The following is a 17,730-nucleotide window of genomic DNA, read 5'->3' as shown; positions in this document are numbered from 1 at the left end:
CTATAATACTACTAAATTCTATTAAATACGTAATGCTTCTTTTGCTTTTCTATGTTATCCTCTATTGTCCCTTTGTTTTCAATGATTACTTCTTGTAAATTTCGAGATAATTGCAGAACCCTTTTTGTTTTTGGTATATCCCATTGTAATTGTTCTAAGCATCTTTGCCAATGGTTTATTTCCTTACTCTTTAATAGAATATCATTATTTTGTCCTTTCGTTGTCATTTTTACTACTTCCCTTACCGCATCTTCAATAAAAATTGCATCCATTGTATACTCGCGGACATTTAACTGAATATCGTTCTTCTCTTTTCCCTCTACAATCTGTTGAAATAAAAAATCACTTGGCTGCCATGGACCATAAAGTGTTGGTAAATGGATTACTTGTATATCATGGTCAACTAAATTATCTTTTAAAAAGGTTGTAAAATCTCTTTCTGCCTCTCTAGAAGTAATATTCACTAAAAATGTCAACTTTTTACCGCAGCTCGTTTCTTTGTCTCGAAAATTTGAAAACAGATTTTGGATCTTTTCGTATATTGATATTTGTTTTATTGTATAGAGGTCAAAGTATATATGTTGTACATTTGGATCTTGGAGAATAAAAGGGAGCTTATCCAAGCTTTTCTCACTAAAATTCGCATTGCGCCCAATTTCCATTCTCTTATCTTCTAAATCTTCTATCGAAATTTCCGGATAGGAGATGCCGATTATTTCCTCTCCTTCTTCTAGTAAGGTGGAGCATATATGAAAGCCCACAAACTGATAAACGCCAAATATTACAGCTTTCTTCATGAAGAAGCCTCCCCTTAAAATTACTTAATGTATCATATGCAGTAAAAAAGACAATTATTTCATCTGCTTAATAAAAGCTTTCTTCAGAAGCCATTTTCATATGAAAAGTTCAAAAAAGATGGTGTTCTAATATAGCCTTTGCTACTTGAACACCATCTTTTCTTTCAAAGTGTCTTCTCATATTTCTTAAAAAACGTTGCAATTTGTTTCGGAATGGCACTCCTTTTCTCTGGTAATACATAAGATACAAAAATAGGCAGGTCTTTTTCTTCCCAAATTACAGAAGCTTTTTTTAATCCATTTGATTGGTAATAAGATCTACCATTATGCAAAATATGAATTATTTTAGTTGGGATTTCAGCCTCATCTAACTGATACTCCTTTTTCTCCTTTACTACTTCGAATAACTCCTGCTTATTGGTATTAAAAGCGATACTTATCTCATTCGTTAACTTTTTTATAAAAAACTTATGCTCTTTCTCTCTATCTAAATGTTCTTTTAAAGATAAAATTGGGTTTAACAAAACAACAGATCGAATATTGTCTTTCATCTCCATCATTAATTGAATCGCTGTCAGTGCCCCCATTCCTTCGGCAATTATATGAATTCTCTGGTTCAATATTTCTGTTCGAATAATATGTTCATATAATCTTTTCGCCAATTGCAAAGCTTTTTCACTGCCCCAGTTCTTTCCATATAGATTGGAATAAAATATCGTATATCCATTATCCCGTAACGATTCAATTAAATTCCGCTTTCCTTCATTTTGGTTCCAAAAACTATTAGTGTCAGTTACATAATTTCTTTCGTCTCCAATTATTAAGATACCGAAACCATTAGGTCGATGAGGATAATGTATCATGTTCCATTCGGTATCTAACAGGAAGTTCCGGTTCTCCATCTTAAAAACTCCTTTTTAGCATTTTCCTTTTAATAATGTATGTCTCTTTAATTAAAACGTAAGGGAGTTTGCCTATATTTCAAGAAGAAATGCGGAATCATCTCAGAAAACAATCAGATTTTTTATCTATTTCTGTTATAGGAATGACATATTAACATAATCGGAAATATTATTTATAATGGAAAAAGTGAAGAATTTAAGAAAGCTCTATCATTCACATTTATTATTTAGCTTCTATGTGGTAAGATGGTTATGATAAGCAAGCTATAAAGAGGTGATTTCGGTTGCGTTACATAATGACAATTTTTTGGACATTTTTACTTGCTCAAATGTTAGTTTATGTTGTTGGTTCAATGAATGGGGTTCCTTTTAATTTTTCAATGGGACTAATTCTGACAGCTGTCTTTTCCATACTAGTTTTCATTTTATCAGCAATTATTCCAGATGAACCTGCTCATGAAAAAGGTTCTCATTAAAAGTCTGTATACTGTAAGGTTTGGGTGATTAAATATATGCACTAATAGGGGAATTCTATTCGTGTATTTTGTTTAATCACCTTTTTTTATTGCAGCCATAAAAAATGGCCTGAATACAAATATTTACTAGTTTGTCCAATTGTATTCAGGCTGTTACATCCTATCAATAGCCGAAAATTACAACTTATGTTTTAAAATAATATGTTCCTTTTCTTCATCAATTAAAACATGATCATTTTCTTTTACTTTACCAGCAATTATATCTTTTGCCAGCAGTGTTTCAATTGTTTTCTGCAAATATCTACGAAGTGGTCTTGCTCCAAATTTTGGATCAAACCCATTTCTTGCAACAAATTCTTTCGCCTTTTCCGTCATATCAATAGTGATATGCTGATCTGTAAGGCGAGCTTGCAATTGAACAACAAGCTTGGATACTATCTCTTTAATATTTCCGAGTGATAGAGGCTTGAATAAAATAACTTCATCAATTCTGTTTAAAAATTCTGGTCTAAAATGCCCATTTAATTGATTCATAACCCCTTCTCTTATTACTTCGGGGATTTCCTCTGCTTCTCCCGTGTCCAGTAAAAGATGGGAACCAATATTGGATGTCATGATGATGACTGTGTTTTTAAAATCCACTGTTCGACCTCTAGAATCTGTAATCCTGCCATCATCTAGAACTTGAAGCAGAATATTGAATACTTCTGGATGAGCTTTCTCTACTTCATCCAATAGGACAACAGAATATGGTTTTCTTCTGATTGCTTCTGTTAATTGGCCCCCTTCTTCATAACCTATATATCCTGGAGGAGCACCGATTAAACGAGACACTGCATGCTTTTCCATATACTCGGACATATCGATACGAATCATTTGTTCTTCACTATCAAAAAGCGTTGCCGCTAAGGTTTTGGCAAGTTCCGTTTTCCCAACACCAGTAGGTCCCAAAAATAAGAAGGAGCCAATTGGTCTGTTCGGATCTTTTATTCCTGCTCGCGCTCTTAGTACTGCATCACTTACTAACTGCACTGCCTCTGCTTGACCAACCACTCTTTCCTGCAGAATTGCTTCTAAGCGTAATAACTTTTCTCGCTCTTTCTCCACTAGCTTGGATACAGGTATACCAGTCCACCTTGCAACAATATTGGCAATTTCCTCTTCTGTCACTTCTTCTCGAAGGAGACGGTTCTCCTGTCCTTCTTTTGTCTTTTCTTCCATCTCCTTAATTTCTTTTTCTAATTTTGGAATGCTGCCATGTCTTAATTCAGCTGCTTTGTTCAAATCATAATTATTTTCCGCATCCTCCAGCTCTCTCTTTTTTCGTTCAAGCAGTTCTTTTTTCTCATGGATGGATTGTAAAGCATCCTTTTCCTGCTGCCATTTTGCTTTTAAGACATTAGAACGTTCTCTGAGATTAGCTAATTCCTTTGCAATAACCGCAAGTCTCGCTTTACTTTGCTCATCCTCTTCTCCATGCAATGCCGCTTCCTCAATTTCAAGCTGCATAATTTTTCTTGTTAGTTCATCTATTTCAATTGGCATCGAATCGATTTCTGTACGAATCATCGCGCAAGCTTCGTCTATTAAATCGATCGCTTTATCCGGCAAGAAGCGTTCTGTTATATACCTGTCCGATAAAGTTGCAGCTGCAATAATAGAACGATCTTGAATATTTACACCATGATGAATTTCAAATCTTTCTTTTAGTCCTCTTAAAATAGCAATCGTATCTTCCACTGTCGGCTCCGAGACTATAACCTGCTGAAAACGGCGCTCAAGTGCAGGATCTTTTTCAATATATTGACGATGCTCATCTAATGTTGTCGCACCAATACAGTGAAGTTCTCCTCTTGCCAGCATCGGTTTAAGCATATTTCCTGCATCCATTGCACCATCTGTTTTTCCTGCGCCAACAATTGTATGCAATTCATCAATAAATAAGATGATTCTCCCATCACTATTTTTCACTTCCTGTAAAACAGCTTTTAAACGTTCTTCAAATTCGCCTCTAAATTTAGCTCCTGCCACTAATGCACCCATATCTAAAGAAAAAATAGTTTTATCTTTTAAACCTTCTGGGACATCTTTTCGAACAATCCTTTGTGCTAAGCCTTCTACAATAGCCGTTTTCCCTACCCCAGGTTCTCCAATTAAAACAGGATTATTTTTGGTCTTTCTTGATAGTATACGGATTACATTACGAATTTCATTATCACGGCCAATCACTGGGTCAAGCTTGCCCAACTTTACTTCTTCTACTAAGTCTCGTCCATATTTACTAAGTACTTCATATGTCGCTTCGGGATTTTTGCTTGTCACTCTCTGTGTCCCCCTTATCTCTTTTATTGCTTTCTTTATTTCCGCTAATGAAATGTCTTCTTCTTTCAATGTTCTTCCTACTGTAGAAGATTCTACTTTATAGGATGCCAGTATAAGATGCTCTACAGATAAGTATTCATCTTCCCATTCCCGCATCTCTTCTTCTGCCTTCATTAAAAGCTGCTGCAAACCAGCAGTTATATATACCGTACCTTGTTGAGAACCACTATATGATACTTGTGGCTTTTTCTTTAATTCTTCCGCTAATTTATCGCTCACTCTATTTGGATCTTTTTTTAACTTGTTTAAAATGGCCGTCATTAAATTATCCTGTTGATGAAGAATTGCCATAAATAAATGAATATCATCTATTTCTTGATGACTTTCTTTTTTTGCAAGGGATTGTGCTTCGGTTATGGCCGATTGGACTCTTTCTGTCATCTGCTCTACATTCATTTTACAAGACTCCTTTTTTGACCTTTTTTGACCTTTGATTTTATTATAGTATAATTTATCCATATGTAAAGGGATCTCTCTTGGACAAAGAGTAAATTCAAAACAATGATCTCAAGGAGATAATCATCATGAAGCAGACTCTTTAGAGAAATCCCTTTTTTAAACGATTATACGAGCCTTTTATTGGTATCATCGTATAATATTGGGGTTATCTTATTATGGTTTTCTTTGATATGTCCATAATCGATTATGATTCGATGTTTCTGGAAAGCGGTCTCCAGCTTTCAGTTTTAGCATTTGAGGATTATTTACGTTACTTCCGGTTTCACCAATTTCTATATACAATCCATTATTTGGTGCCTTTTGCCCTGGACGAAACTGTCTATTTTGACCCAAAATAAACTCCTCCTTTATCCATTACCAATTCAAAAGCTAAGTAAACACGAAGCAAATATGTGTTACTTAACTGCTTATTAGTATTACCTTTTTTCAAAGTGAACATTACGGAAAATAATGACTGGCTTTTTATTGGAATAAATACATTTTCATTCGAGCATGCTATAAGTCCATATCTATTTTAAAAAAATAACCTAAAAAGACTGTTAACAAACAATATATCTGTTAACAGTCTTCATACAAATTATTTTAAAATTTCCACCAATAATGCTTTTTGGGCATGTAATCTATTGCCGGCCTGCTGAAAGACGTAGGAATGACTTCCATCGATAATTTCTGATGTTACTTCTTCTTCACGATGGGCTGGTAAACAGTGTAAAAAAATATAATCCGATTTTGCATGGTTCACTAATTCTGCATTAATTTGAAAGCCTTGGAAATCTTTTAAACGCTGCTCATTCTCCGCTTCTTGCCCCATACTGGTCCATACATCTGAATAGATGGCATCGGCATCCCGAACAGCTTCTATAGGATTATGAGTAAGGACAATTTTACTGCCACTTATTTTTGCAAAAGAATAGGCTAGTTCCGCCACTTTTTTATCGACTTCATAATTTGGTGGTGTCGCAATGGAAATATCTGCCCCTACTTTCGAGCAAGCGATAAGTAAAGAATGAGCCACATTATTTCCATCACCAATATACGCAAGCTTTAGACCTTCCAAACTCCCTTTTACTTCCAATAAAGTAAGTAAATCTGCTAATGCTTGACATGGATGATATAAGTCCGTTAATCCATTAATAATAGGAATGGTTGCATGCTCTGCTAATTCTTCGACAATATCGTGAGAAAAAGTACGAATCATAATGGCATCTACATATTGGGATAACACTTTTGCGGTGTCTGAAATAGTCTCCCCTCTGCCAATTTGCAGATCTCGACTATTTAAATATAGAGCATGCCCTCCCAGCTGAAGCATCCCAGCTTCAAAGGAGACTCTTGTTCGCGTTGATGATTTCTCAAAAATCATTCCTAATGTTTTTCCTTTTAGAGGGGCAATTATTTCTCCCTTTAAGTGGGATTCTTTTATTGCCTTCGCCTTATCTAATAATTCAAGGATTGTTTCTTTTGAATAGTCAGCCAATGTTAATAAATCTTTTCCCTTTAAATCTAGATTAGATGTAATCATCATACTGTACTCACTCCTTTTCTTATATTTGTATGCCATTCCTGAATCGAATGAACGGTTATGTCTTTTCCTTTAAAAGAGGAAATAAATGCTTCGAGACTTTCTTTTTGCGTGAAGGTAATAATACGATTTCTCGTAGCTAATTCGCGAGATTGTCGATCTTCTTGTAAGTTTGTTGGATTATAAAAGGCAACCGTACTCTTATCTGCTAGTAACGATTCTACTGACTGGTTATCAGCGATTTCAACTGATAATTGGACTTGGTCTGCTTTATCATAAAGATCTGCTAGATCTTCTGTTGTTTTTAAAACAATTTTCATCTCCTGCTTTGGCAGTTTCTTTAAAGTAGGGTGAAATACTTTTTTCAACGCATCTTCTAGCGTTTCTGCAAGTGCAATTCCTTCTCCTGTAGAACGCATTTCTGGTCCCAATTTAGAATCTAGCCCTTTTAAAGCATAATTGGAATAAACAGGATACTTAATACAAGTAAATTCTATATCATCCGAATATGTTTTTTCTTTTTCGGTCAATGTATATGTCCCAAGCAATATTTTTGTCGCAATTTGTACTAATGGTACACCAGTTACTTTGCTTACAATCGGTACTGTTCGACTAGCGCGAGGATTTACTTCCAATACATATACCTCTTCCTTATTGATGATATACTGGATGTTCATTAGTCCTTTATAGCCTGTATGCTGAACAATCTTTTTAGCGTAAGTGATCATTTTTTCTTTTACGCTTACTGATAAATTTTTAGCAGGCAATATAGATAGACTATCTCCTGAATGTACTCCCGTTTTCTCGATGTGTTCCATAATCGTTGGAACACAAATATCGACTCCATCTGTTGCTAAGTCCAGCTCTGCTTCTGAAGCTTCCATAAACTGATCAACAAGGACAGGGTAAGGTACCTCTGTTTGTAAATAGGATTGTAATTCTGCTTCATTATTTATCCGTTCCATTCCCTTACCGCCAATCACATAAGATGGACGGATAAGAACTGGATAGCCTATCTTCTGGACTGAAGCAATAATCTGCTGCTCATTTTCTGCGATATCTCCTTGGATATGAGGAATATCTTCTTCTTCCAATAGCTTATAAAATAAATCTCTATCTTCTAAAACATCGATTGTGTCACTGTTTGTTCCAAGAATATGGACACCATAGGATTCCAGTTCTTTTGCTACATTAAGAGCAGTTTGACCCCCTAATTGGACAATGACATCTTCTATCCCTTCTGATTCGATAACATTCATAATATCTTCCACGCTTAATGGTTCAAAATATAGACGATCTGCCGTGGCAAAATCTGTACTCACGGTCTCTGGATTATTATTAATAATGATTGTTTCCAGACCTTCATCTTTTAAGGCAAATACGCCATGAACCGAGCAATAGTCGAACTCTATCCCTTGACCAATTCTGATGGGACCACTGCCGATAACAAGTACTTTTCGTTTAGTACTTTTATTTTGCTCATTTTCACCATAATAGCTGGAATAGTAGTAATTAGTTTTTGCTTCAAATTCTGCTGCACAAGTATCAACCATTTTATAAATAGGCATCACTTGTAATTGTTTGCGTTTTTCTCTTACCTCTTTTTCAAAGCAATTCCACGCATTTGCTAAGAAAGCATCACTAAACCCCTTTTCTTTCCATTTCAGTAAACTCTCTTTTGTTACTGTTTGGAGGGAAGTATGGAATATTTCTTTCTCCATCTCAATCAATCTTTTAAATCGATGAAGGAAGAATAAATCGATTTTTGTTAAATCATGTATTTTAGCAAGTGGCTCCTCTTTCCTAATTAGTTCTAAAATAATAAAAAATCTTTCATCCGTTTGTTCCAGCATTTTCTCGTATAACACTTCCACTGGCATATGCTTTAATTCTGGAAGGGTTAAATCATTTCCCTTTATCTCAAGAGAATGGATTGCTTTTAGCAAGGCCCGCTCCATATTGCGGTCTATTCCCATTACTTCTCCTGTCGCCTTCATTTGCGTGCCGAGTTTTCTTGATACAGTAGGAAATTTATCAAATGGCCACTTTGGTATTTTTACTACGACATAATCTAATGCCGGTTCAAAGCTTGCAAATGTATCTCCTGTTACTGGATTTATTAGCTCATTGAGACAATAACCAACTGCCAATTTTGCAGCCATTCTAGCAATCGGATACCCAGTAGCTTTTGATGCAAGGGCGGATGATCTACTCACCCTTGGATTTACTTCAATTAAATAATATTTCTTACTGTTCGGATCTAGTGCAAATTGGATATTGCATCCACCTATAATTCCTAGGGCAGAAATGATTTTAATAGAAGCAGAACGAAGCATTTGATATTCTACATCTGTTAATGTTTGGGACGGAGCAATAACAATACTATCGCCCGTGTGAATTCCGACTGGATCGATGTTTTCCATATTGCAAATGGTAATACATGTATTCATACTATCACGCATTACCTCATATTCTACTTCCTTAAAGCCAGCAATACTTCTTTCCACTAAGCATTGACCAATGGCACTTTCCTTCAAACCGCCAGATACTAGACTAATGAATTCTTCCATATCCAAAGCGATACCACCGCCTGTTCCACCTAAGGTATAGGCAGGGCGAACAATGATAGGAAAGCCAATTTCATTTGCAAAGTCTATCGCTTCTTCGACTTTATGCACAATTTTACTTTCTGGTACTGGTTCATTTAATTGATACATTAATTCTCTAAATGCTTCTCTATCTTCTCCCTTTTTGATTGATTCAATAGAGCTTCCCAGCAATTTTACTTGATACTTTTCTAAGATGCCTTGTTCACTCAATTGAAATGCCAGATTTAATCCCGTTTGCCCTCCTAAAGTAGCAAGAATTCCATCAGGCTTTTCTTTTTGAATAATCTTTTCTAAAACATCTACTGTCAATGGTTCAAAATAAATCGAATCAGCAAAAGTTTCATCTGTCATTATCGTTGCCGGATTATTATTTACAAGGATGACTTTATATCCTTCTTCTTTCAAAGCCATGCATGCTTGTGTGCCAGCATAATCAAATTCAGCTGCCTGACCAATTACAATTGGTCCTGAGCCTATTACAAGTATGGTTTTTATCGTCGTGTCTTTAGGCATATGCAAAAACTCTCCCATTATTTGCTTTAACATTTTCTATAAATTCATCAAATATATAACATCCTTCTGAAGGACCTGGATTTGCCTCTGGATGAAACTGTACCGTCTGCAGTGGATAAATACTGTGAGACAGCCCTTCTACTGATCCATCGTGAAGATTATAAAATCTTGCTTCACAACCTGTAGCAGATAGACTTTCTTCTTTTACTACATAGCTATGATTTTGAGAGGACATAATCACTTTCTTTTTCTTCCGATCCATTACAGGATGATTGGCTCCTCTATGTCCAAATGATAGTTTGGTAGTTTCTGCCCCTAAAGCTAATGCTGCAAGCTGATGTCCTAAACAAATACCAAGAGTTGGGTAATGCTTAATCACTGCTTTAATCGTTGGTAAAATACTGATTAACTCCTTTGGATTCCCAGGTCCATTTGATAAGAGAATGCCGTCAGGCTGCAGTGATTTAATACTAGTAAATGGTGTATTATAGGGAACGACCGTTACTTTACACTCACGCTCTAATAATGCTGTTAACATACTTTCCTTTTTTCCAAAATCAACAAGGACAATATGATATTCACCCTGCCCATACGTTTGAAAGTTCATTTCCGAAACCTTTGCTACTTTAACATCCTCCTTTAAAGAAAATGTTGGTACAGAAACTTCTTTCTCTTCTGTTATAATGGCTGGCATAGAACCAGATTTTCTTATATTTTTTACAATAGAACGGGTATCAACATGTGCTAGCATTGGGATATTCCATTTATTTAAATATTGCTGTAAGGAATATTCAGCTTGATAATGAAATGCGTCACTATTCGATTCATATACAATAACACCTGCTACATGCGGCTTTTTACTTTCAAAATCTTCTTTGTTTATGCCATAGTTTCCAATTAACGGGTACGTAAAAACAATAATTTGGTCTTTATAGGAAGGATCTGTTAGTACTTCCTGATATCCTGTCATTCCAGTGAAAAATACGATTTCTCCCTTTATCTCTTTGGCATCGCTATTTGTAACGAAATCGCCTTTATATTTCACACCATTGCTTAAGTGAAGATAACCTTCCATTTGTTAACACCTCTATAATGAATGTATAGTTACTCTTTATTTCTTATAATTATACATTATCATGCAAAAAAATACATATTAGATTGTTACTTTTGCATGAATATTTAAACTTTTTTGCATTATTTCCATTCCCTTAATAAAATCTTCCGGTGAAGTATTAAGACTTGGCAATAAACGTATAACCTTTTCCCCAGCATTTAAAACGATTAAGCCTTCTTTTCTTAATTCTCCTAATATAGAAGCAACGGGTATATCCAATTCAATTCCAATCATCAATCCTAAACCTCGAATGTCCTTTACATGTTGATTTCCGGCTAATTTTTCTTTTAAAAGGCTGAATACCCATTCACTTTTTTTCTCGACTGCTTCTAAGAAAGCTGGTTCAAAGATTATTTCCATTGTTTTAATAGCTGCTGCCATCGCTAAAGGATTTCCTCCAAATGTGGTGCCATGGCTGCCTGGACCAAAGAATTCCTTTAGCTTTCCATCTGCCACAATAGCTCCTGTTGGAATTCCATTTGCCATTCCTTTTGCCACACTAATAATATCTGGTTTAATACCAAAGTGTTGAAAGGCAAATGCTTTTCCTGTTCTGCCCATTCCTGTTTGAATTTCATCAATTAGCAGCAAGACATCCTTTTCTTTGCAAAGTGCTTCAACACCTTGTAAAAATTCTTGAGAAGCTACATATATACCGCCTTCTCCTTGCACTACTTCAAGCATCACGGCAGCTACGTCTTCTGTTAATTGTTCTTTTAATGCATTTAAATCGTTAAATGGAACATACTCAAATGTCTCCAGCATCGGCCCATAGCCTTGCTTTATTTTATCCTGTCCAGTTGCTGACATTGTTGCAAAGGTTCTTCCATGAAAGGATTGCTTAAAAGTAAGAATTTTTGTTTTTCCCGTTGCTTTTCTTGCCAGTTTAATGGCTGCCTCATTTGCCTCTGCCCCACTATTCGCAAAGAAAACAAGATCCAATCCAGATGCATTCGTTAATATTTCTGCTGCCTTTTCCTGCACAGCTAATGGAAAAAGATTGGAAACATGCCAAAATTTATTTAATTGTTGCTCAACAGCAGCTTTTACTTCTGGATGGCAATGTCCTAAATTGCATACCCCTATTCCTGAAGTAAAATCTAAATAAACGCCACCATTCTTACTATACAAATAACTCCCCTGCGCAGATTCTGGCTCTATTTCCCACTTTGAGTAGGTTGGGAATAAATGACTCATTCTACAATCCCTTCTTTCACAACAATTTTTGTTCCGATTAATTCTTCGCCATCAAAAAACTGTTTTTTTCCTGATATAATCATAACACTATTTAATCCACTCTCCAGTGCTGCGATAGCAGAGGTAACCTTCGGAATCATGCCCCCATTGATCTGTCCAGTGTTGATGTAATGAGTGATTTCCTCTTGTGCCATTCTTGCTTGAAGTTCTCCATCTATTAAAATTCCTGCTACATCTGTTACAAAAAGGCATTGTTCGGCATGTAAATACTTCGCAACTGCTGATGCTACATAATCTGCATTAATATTTAATTTTCTTCCGTCTTCTGTAATCCCTAATGGTGTTAGGACGGGAATCAAATTTTCCTCTAAAAGGGAGGAAATCAACCTGATATTAACTTCGGATACCTCCCCGACGAGTCCAAGCTTTTCTTCATCAATAAGAGAAGCTTTTATGCAATTATTATCTGTTCCATTAAGGCCAATCCCATTCAAGTCATGTTCTCTTAATAACTGAACAAGCTTACGGTTTGTTTTGCCTGACAGGACCATCTCGACTATTTCTAACGCCTCTTTCGTCGTTTTACGGAGTCCATTATGAAAGGCAGCTTTCACTTGAAAATAATCAAGCATTTCATTGATATCGGGACCGCCTCCATGGACGAAAACTAGTTGATAGCCTTTATTCTTTAACCTTTTTAAACTAGTAAAAAATTCTGAAGTTAGTTGATCGATTACACTTCCGCCACATTTTATAACAATGGTTTTCACTAGGTATCACCTCAAGTTCTGTAGCTGGCATTTATCTTGACATAATCATAAGATAAATCGCAGCCCCAGGCTTTTCCTTCGCCTTTGCCATTATGCAAATCTACAAATATCTGAATAAAATCTTGGTTTAAATACTCGATTGCCGTTTGTTCTGAAAACGACTGTGGTTCACTTTCCTTAAGCATAAGGATATCGCCAATCGCTATGTCTACTCTTGATGGATTAACGGCTGTTTTTGTTTGACCGATAGCGGTGATAATTCTTCCCCAGTTAGCATCTGATCCATAAATTGCAGTTTTCACTAAATTAGATCCTACTATTTGTTTAGCAATAACGCGTGCTTCTTCGTCATTATTGCTTCCTGAAACCTTTACTTCAATTAGCTTTGTTGCCCCTTCACCATCTTTAGCAATCTGTTTAGCCAGACTCTCACATGTTGTAGATAAAAGCTCCAAAAAGACCGGATAATCAGGATGTTCTTCGGTAAGAGGTTCGTTTTTTGCCATGCCATTTGCCAGTACAAGGACTGTATCATTTGTAGAAGTATCTCCGTCTACTGTAATTTGATTAAAGGTAGTAGGAATCACCTTACTTAACGCAGCTTGAAGAACTTCCGATGGGATGGCTGCATCTGTCGTAATAAATCCAAGCATTGTTGCCATATTAGGATGAATCATACCAGATCCCTTTGCTGTTCCTCCCATCGTAACAGTTACCCCCGCAATAGTTGCAGAAAAGCAGCATTTTTTCATTACTGTATCAGTTGTCAAAATGGCTTCTTGAAATGCTTCTGCATTTTGTGGAGTGGAATGAAAGATTAATTGATTAATTCCTTCTTTTATTTTATCCATTTGCAGATATTCACCAATTACACCTGTTGAAGAAACTGCCACATATTCTTCCTTTATTTGAAGATAAGTTGCCATAATTTTTCTCATTTCGTAGGCATCCTTTAAGCCTTTTTCTCCTGTACAGGCATTTGCACAAGCACTATTTACGACAATTGCTTGAATTCGTTTTTCTTTGGCAATAGATTCCTGCGTTACTTTTAATGGTGCAGCTTGAAAGTGACTTGCTGTGTATACAGCGGCACAATTTGCTGGAACGGCACTTATTATTGCGCCAATATCTTTCTTGTTGTACCGTAGTCCAGCATGAACACCTGCAGCTTTATAGCCAATTGGTGTTACTATACTCCCATCCTTTATTTCTTCTATATGGGATTGAATATTATTCATAATCTGCACGTCGGCTCCTCCTTATGGGTAAAGCGGCAGAAACTGCAAACCAGCTGTTTCCTCATAGCCATTCATAATATTTGCGTTTTGAACGGCCTGACCCGCAGCCCCTTTCATTAAATTATCAATAACCGATACAATCGTTATCCTACCAGTACGTTCATCCACATTTATTCCAATATCACAAAAATTAGAGCCTGTAACTTCTTTTATCGAAGGATAGGTATGAAGTGGTCTCACTCGTACAAAAGGACTGTTTGTATAAATTTCTGTATATAAACCATGGATTTGCTCATTTGTGACACTTTTACTTAAAGTAGCATATATAGTTGCCATTATTCCTCTGCTTGCCGGCAAAAGATGGGTAGAAAAAGTAATAGCTTTCGACTCAGAATTCCAATCAGCTAACTGCTGCTCTATTTCTGGAATATGCTGATGTTCATTCACTTTATAAATTTTTAAATTTTCGCTCATCTCAGCATACATATTAGCCCTTGAAGGACTCCTTCCCGCTCCAGAAATACCAGATTTAGCATCCACTATAATACTATTTGGCAATATCATGTTTTCTTTTACTAGGGGTGCTAATCCTAAGAGCGTAGCAGTCGGATAACATCCTGGATTAGATATTCTCGTACTGGAAGCAATGTTTTCTTTATTCCATTCAGAAAGCCCATAAACAAAGCTATTAATAAGGTCTATGGAAACAGGCTCCTTTTTATACCATTTCTGATAATCGTCTGTATTCCTTAAGCGAAGATCTCCAGATAAATCAACCATTTGAATCTCTTTATCTGCGAATTCTTGAACCAGCTTTCCAGATACACCTGTAGGAGTAGCAAAAAAAACAATATCGCATTCTTTTGCTATTTTTTCTGGATTAATTGGTTCTAGTTTGTTTTCCATTATATTAAATAAATGAGGATATTCATTCCATACTGGGACTTCATCTCTTGTTGTATGTACAGACTTAATTGTGAATGAAGGATGACTATGCAAAATTCTGATTAATTCTGCACCACCATATCCTGTTGTACCGATTATAGATACTTTCATAACTTCCTCCTTTCGACTATAAATGTATATTTAATCATTTTTATTTATATTTATTAATCTAAGATTCTCTTATTATAAAAACTACTGCATATAAAATCAACACTTTTTCATAAAAGTGATAGTTTTCTTATTTTTCTGATAATTAATAAGGTATATGGGGATAATATTTTCTATGATTGGTGAAGAATAATTAAGAAACAAAGCGGATTTGAATTAGACAAAAATATTAACATCAGAAATTGCAAATTTTTTTAGCTTGCATACATGCCATTTTATAAAGCAATTTATCAAAAACAAAGCAGCCAAAATACACTTAGACTCCTATGTAAGCTTGAGAAACATTCTAGTCTTCGAAAATACTCGAGTGACTACCGAAAGGGAAGTGTATTCAGACTGCTAGCACTAAACAGCAAACTTTATAAAAACATGCTAATCAAAAATTCATCTCTCATTTTCTTCCTAAAATTACGTCAATAGAAATTCATTTAACAACATCATCATATGAGGGTTTTATCTCATGGTGTCAGAAATTTTCACAAAATGCTTATCTATAGATCTTCTACCACAATATAGGCAGCTTTTACAGGGCCATGGACACCAACCACTAAATCCATTTCAATATCTGCCGAGTTACTTGGCCCTGTAATATAATTAATACAAGACGGGAGTACTTCTCCGTTTTGTACTTTTTCCCGTAAAACTTTTGCTGCTTGCGTCATTCTTGGCACAATTGTACTTTTTGGAACGATTACAATACTATTTATAGGTAAAAAACTGACTGTTCTGCCACGATCTTTTCCACTATACACAACAACTGTACCTGATTCCGCTAACGTAAGTTCACTTATGGTAATCCCTATATTCGCCTGTTCTGCTTTGGAAATATTTTCTTTTCCTAAAGAGGCATCCCATTCAAATACATCGATATTTTCATCAGGCAGTTTCTCTTTAAATAGTGATTCTAATCCATATTGCTGATAACGTGGATCCTTCCAAGTAACAACCTTTCCTCCGCCAAACTCTTTTATTAAATGATGAAGTGTATGCTTCAATTCCTTTTGTGAAGTAATGACTAAATCTGTATGAATAAGTGTGCATTGGGATTTTAATACTTCAACTAACTCATCCTTTGTCGCATCTTTAAGCACTTCTTCTTGTGGGTAATAATTCCATTTCGGCCTTTCAAGTTTTGTTTTTCTTTGTCTGCCTAATCTCGAGGCAATGGTTTCAAGAAAAGCATCTCTATTGTGAATTGTTCCTGTCATTATTGTCCTTCCCCCTTCTCTCGATTCTTGAACCAATCACGAAATCTCTCTTTATTTGGGGCAGGAAGATCACGAATATCTGTCCATTCTTTTAACATTCCGATCCCTTTTGTAATTTTGTCTCCTTTTACTAATGGTTTCGTCACAGCTGGTGCTATTTTCGAGCCTATATTATACAGCTTTGGCGAAGAAGCACCGATGCCAAATGCTTTGAATATCATTTTTTCAGAAATGGGGGCTTTCCCTTCCTTTTCCACAATTACTTGTCGATGCTTATGGAGCAGCTCATGAAGCGGAATTTTAACTGGGCATGCATCTGTACATGCTGCACAAAGAGTAGAAGCATAGGGAAGCTCTTTATATTCTTCGTATCCGCCTAACAGTGGAGAAAGTACTGCTCCAATTGGTCCAGAGTAAATAGAGCCATAGGAATGTCCACCAACCTGTCTATATACAGGGCAAACATTTACACAGGCTGCACAGCGAATACATTGGAGAACAGATTGAAACTCTCCACCTAAAATATCTGAACGTCCATTATCTACAATCACTAGATGAAAGTCCTCTGGTCCGTCCACATCCCCAGCTTCTTTTGGACCCGTTAATGTTGTTACATAACTTGTAAGCTTTTGGCCAACGGCACTTCTTGTCAACATTCCCACTAATACTTCCATTTCATTAAAAGTGGGAACAATGCGCTCCATTCCCATTACGACAACTTGTGTTTTTGGAAGAGCTGCAACTAAATCGGCATTACCTTCATTTGTTACGAGTGTAATCGAACCTGTTTCTGCTACAGCAAAATTGCAGCCTGTAATTCCCATATCTGCAGTTAGATATTCATTTCGAAGTACTTGTCTTGCATGCCATGCTAATTCTTCTGGTTTTTCTGTATTTGTATAGTTTAATTTTTTTGTGAATACATCCCGGATTTGTTCTTTATTTTTATGCAATGCCGGAACAACAATATGAGATGGAGGATCATGGTCATCTACTTGCAGAATATATTCCCCTAAATCGGTTTCAATTACTTCACACCCTGCCTCTTCTAACTTTTGATTTAACGAAATTTCCTCTGTTACCATTGACTTTGCTTTTACTACTTTTTTCACGTTTTTATCTATTGCCACTTGTTCAATATAGGCACTTGCCTCTGCTGCAGTTTTTGCAAAATAGACATGACCGCCACGTTTTGCCACCTGTTCGCTTAATTCATATAAATAATAATCCAGATTTTCTAAAACATGCTGGCGAATTTCTTCCCCGTGCGAACGCCATTCCTCCCAGTTTCCCATCGCCTCTGTCACATTATTTTTTCTCGTTTGAATCGTTTGCTGTGCTTTGGAGACAGCCCCACGCATAAAGTCATTTTCTAGTTCTGTCGACACTCTATCTTTAAATTTTTGTGAACTTGTTTTCATCGACATAGC

14 protein-coding genes are annotated in these 17,730 nt (G+C 36.0%); 1 reads left to right on the top strand and 13 read right to left on the bottom strand.

From position 1 onward, the window contains the following. Positions 1 to 11: 11 nt before the first annotated feature. Both NSS71_RS00415 and NSS71_RS00410 read right to left on the bottom strand, forming a co-directional pair. On the bottom strand, positions 12 to 797 hold the full coding sequence (locus NSS71_RS00415) for a hypothetical protein (protein WP_047942473.1): 786 nt from the start codon (positions 795 to 797) through the stop codon (positions 12 to 14). 164 nt (positions 798 to 961) lie between these two features. Further along, complete coding sequence (locus tag NSS71_RS00410) at positions 962 to 1,699, bottom strand: hydrolase (RefSeq protein ID WP_047942475.1); 738 nt, start codon at positions 1,697 to 1,699, stop codon at positions 962 to 964. 296 nt (positions 1,700 to 1,995) lie between these two features. Here NSS71_RS00410 and NSS71_RS00405 point away from each other — a divergent pair, with 296 nt between their 5' ends. Then, on the top strand, positions 1,996 to 2,175 hold the full coding sequence (locus tag NSS71_RS00405; protein ID WP_341132256.1) for a YjzD family protein: 180 nt from the start codon (positions 1,996 to 1,998) through the stop codon (positions 2,173 to 2,175). A gap of 177 nt (positions 2,176 to 2,352) precedes the next feature. Here NSS71_RS00405 and clpB read toward each other — a convergent pair whose 3' ends face one another. From clpB to NSS71_RS00350, 11 genes are all read right to left on the bottom strand, one after another. Beyond that, entirely contained in the window at positions 2,353 to 4,953 is a 2,601-nt protein-coding gene (clpB, locus tag NSS71_RS00400; RefSeq protein WP_095320256.1) for an ATP-dependent chaperone ClpB, read from the bottom strand. Positions 4,954 to 5,169: 216 nt separating this feature from the next. Continuing rightward, on the bottom strand, positions 5,170 to 5,349 hold the full coding sequence (locus NSS71_RS00395) for a YjzC family protein (protein ID WP_047942478.1): 180 nt from the start codon (positions 5,347 to 5,349) through the stop codon (positions 5,170 to 5,172). A gap of 244 nt (positions 5,350 to 5,593) precedes the next feature. Beyond that, positions 5,594 to 6,541 (bottom strand): ornithine carbamoyltransferase, encoded by a 948-nt coding sequence (gene argF / locus NSS71_RS00390; protein ID WP_095258834.1) that lies wholly within the window; start codon positions 6,539 to 6,541, stop codon positions 5,594 to 5,596. Next, the gene (locus NSS71_RS00385) at positions 6,538 to 9,660 is read right to left on the bottom strand and encodes a carbamoyl phosphate synthase large subunit (protein WP_341151174.1); all 3,123 of its coding nucleotides are present in this window, start codon (positions 9,658 to 9,660) and stop codon (positions 6,538 to 6,540) included. Before NSS71_RS00385 ends, argF begins: the two co-directional genes overlap by 4 nt. After that, positions 9,653 to 10,735 (bottom strand): carbamoyl phosphate synthase small subunit, encoded by a 1,083-nt coding sequence (locus NSS71_RS00380; protein WP_144581030.1) that lies wholly within the window; start codon positions 10,733 to 10,735, stop codon positions 9,653 to 9,655. Before NSS71_RS00380 ends, NSS71_RS00385 begins: the two co-directional genes overlap by 8 nt. A 78-nt stretch (positions 10,736 to 10,813) precedes the next feature. Beyond that, entirely contained in the window at positions 10,814 to 11,971 is a 1,158-nt protein-coding gene (locus NSS71_RS00375; RefSeq protein WP_095321650.1) for an acetylornithine transaminase, read from the bottom strand. Further along, positions 11,968 to 12,741 carry an acetylglutamate kinase gene (argB, locus tag NSS71_RS00370; protein ID WP_047942484.1) on the bottom strand — a complete coding sequence of 258 codons (774 nt, stop codon included), beginning with the start codon at positions 12,739 to 12,741 and terminating at the stop codon, positions 11,968 to 11,970. Before argB ends, NSS71_RS00375 begins: the two co-directional genes overlap by 4 nt. A gap of 11 nt (positions 12,742 to 12,752) precedes the next feature. Further along, a complete protein-coding gene (argJ, locus tag NSS71_RS00365) occupies positions 12,753 to 13,979 on the bottom strand; it encodes a bifunctional ornithine acetyltransferase/N-acetylglutamate synthase (protein WP_445668940.1) in 1,227 nt (408 codons plus the stop codon). Positions 13,980 to 14,000: 21 nt separating this feature from the next. Then, complete coding sequence (argC, locus tag NSS71_RS00360) at positions 14,001 to 15,035, bottom strand: N-acetyl-gamma-glutamyl-phosphate reductase (RefSeq protein WP_095321648.1); 1,035 nt, start codon at positions 15,033 to 15,035, stop codon at positions 14,001 to 14,003. Positions 15,036 to 15,583: 548 nt separating this feature from the next. Beyond that, positions 15,584 to 16,300: a LutC/YkgG family protein gene (locus NSS71_RS00355; protein WP_047942488.1), complete on the bottom strand. Its 717-nt coding sequence runs from the start codon at positions 16,298 to 16,300 to the stop codon at positions 15,584 to 15,586. Next, positions 16,300 to 17,727, bottom strand: coding sequence for a LutB/LldF family L-lactate oxidation iron-sulfur protein (locus NSS71_RS00350; protein WP_047942489.1), 1,428 nt, complete (start codon positions 17,725 to 17,727; stop codon positions 16,300 to 16,302). Before NSS71_RS00350 ends, NSS71_RS00355 begins: the two co-directional genes overlap by 1 nt. Positions 17,728 to 17,730 lie beyond the last annotated feature (3 nt).

This window comes from Niallia sp. FSL W8-0951, from assembly GCF_038006525.1.
GTDB lineage: Bacteria > Bacillota > Bacilli > Bacillales > Cytobacillaceae > Niallia > Niallia circulans.
This window is presented reverse-complemented; position numbering and strand designations above follow the sequence as displayed.

Bases quoted from the DNA above. Each gene is read 5' to 3' on its own strand.
- NSS71_RS00415 (WP_047942473.1), bottom strand. From the start codon at position 797: ATGAAGAAAGCTGTAATATTTGGCGTTTATCAGTTTGTGGGCTTTCAT.
- NSS71_RS00410 (WP_047942475.1), bottom strand. From the start codon at position 1,699: ATGGAGAACCGGAACTTCCTGTTAGATACCGAATGGAACATGATACAT.
- NSS71_RS00405 (WP_341132256.1), top strand. From the start codon at position 1,996: ATGACAATTTTTTGGACATTTTTACTTGCTCAAATGTTAGTTTATGTT.
- clpB (WP_095320256.1), bottom strand. From the start codon at position 4,953: ATGAATGTAGAGCAGATGACAGAAAGAGTCCAATCGGCCATAACCGAA.
- argF (WP_095258834.1), bottom strand. From the start codon at position 6,541: ATGATGATTACATCTAATCTAGATTTAAAGGGAAAAGATTTATTAACA.
- NSS71_RS00385 (WP_341151174.1), bottom strand. From the start codon at position 9,660: ATGCCTAAAGACACGACGATAAAAACCATACTTGTAATAGGCTCAGGA.
- NSS71_RS00380 (WP_144581030.1), bottom strand. From the start codon at position 10,735: ATGGAAGGTTATCTTCACTTAAGCAATGGTGTGAAATATAAAGGCGAT.
- NSS71_RS00375 (WP_095321650.1), bottom strand. From the start codon at position 11,971: ATGAGTCATTTATTCCCAACCTACTCAAAGTGGGAAATAGAGCCAGAA.
- argJ (WP_445668940.1), bottom strand. From the start codon at position 13,979: ATGAATAATATTCAATCCCATATAGAAGAAATAAAGGATGGGAGTATA.
- argC (WP_095321648.1), bottom strand. From the start codon at position 15,035: ATGAAAGTATCTATAATCGGTACAACAGGATATGGTGGTGCAGAATTA.
- NSS71_RS00355 (WP_047942488.1), bottom strand. From the start codon at position 16,300: ATGACAGGAACAATTCACAATAGAGATGCTTTTCTTGAAACCATTGCC.
- NSS71_RS00350 (WP_047942489.1), bottom strand. From the start codon at position 17,727: ATGTCGATGAAAACAAGTTCACAAAAATTTAAAGATAGAGTGTCGACA.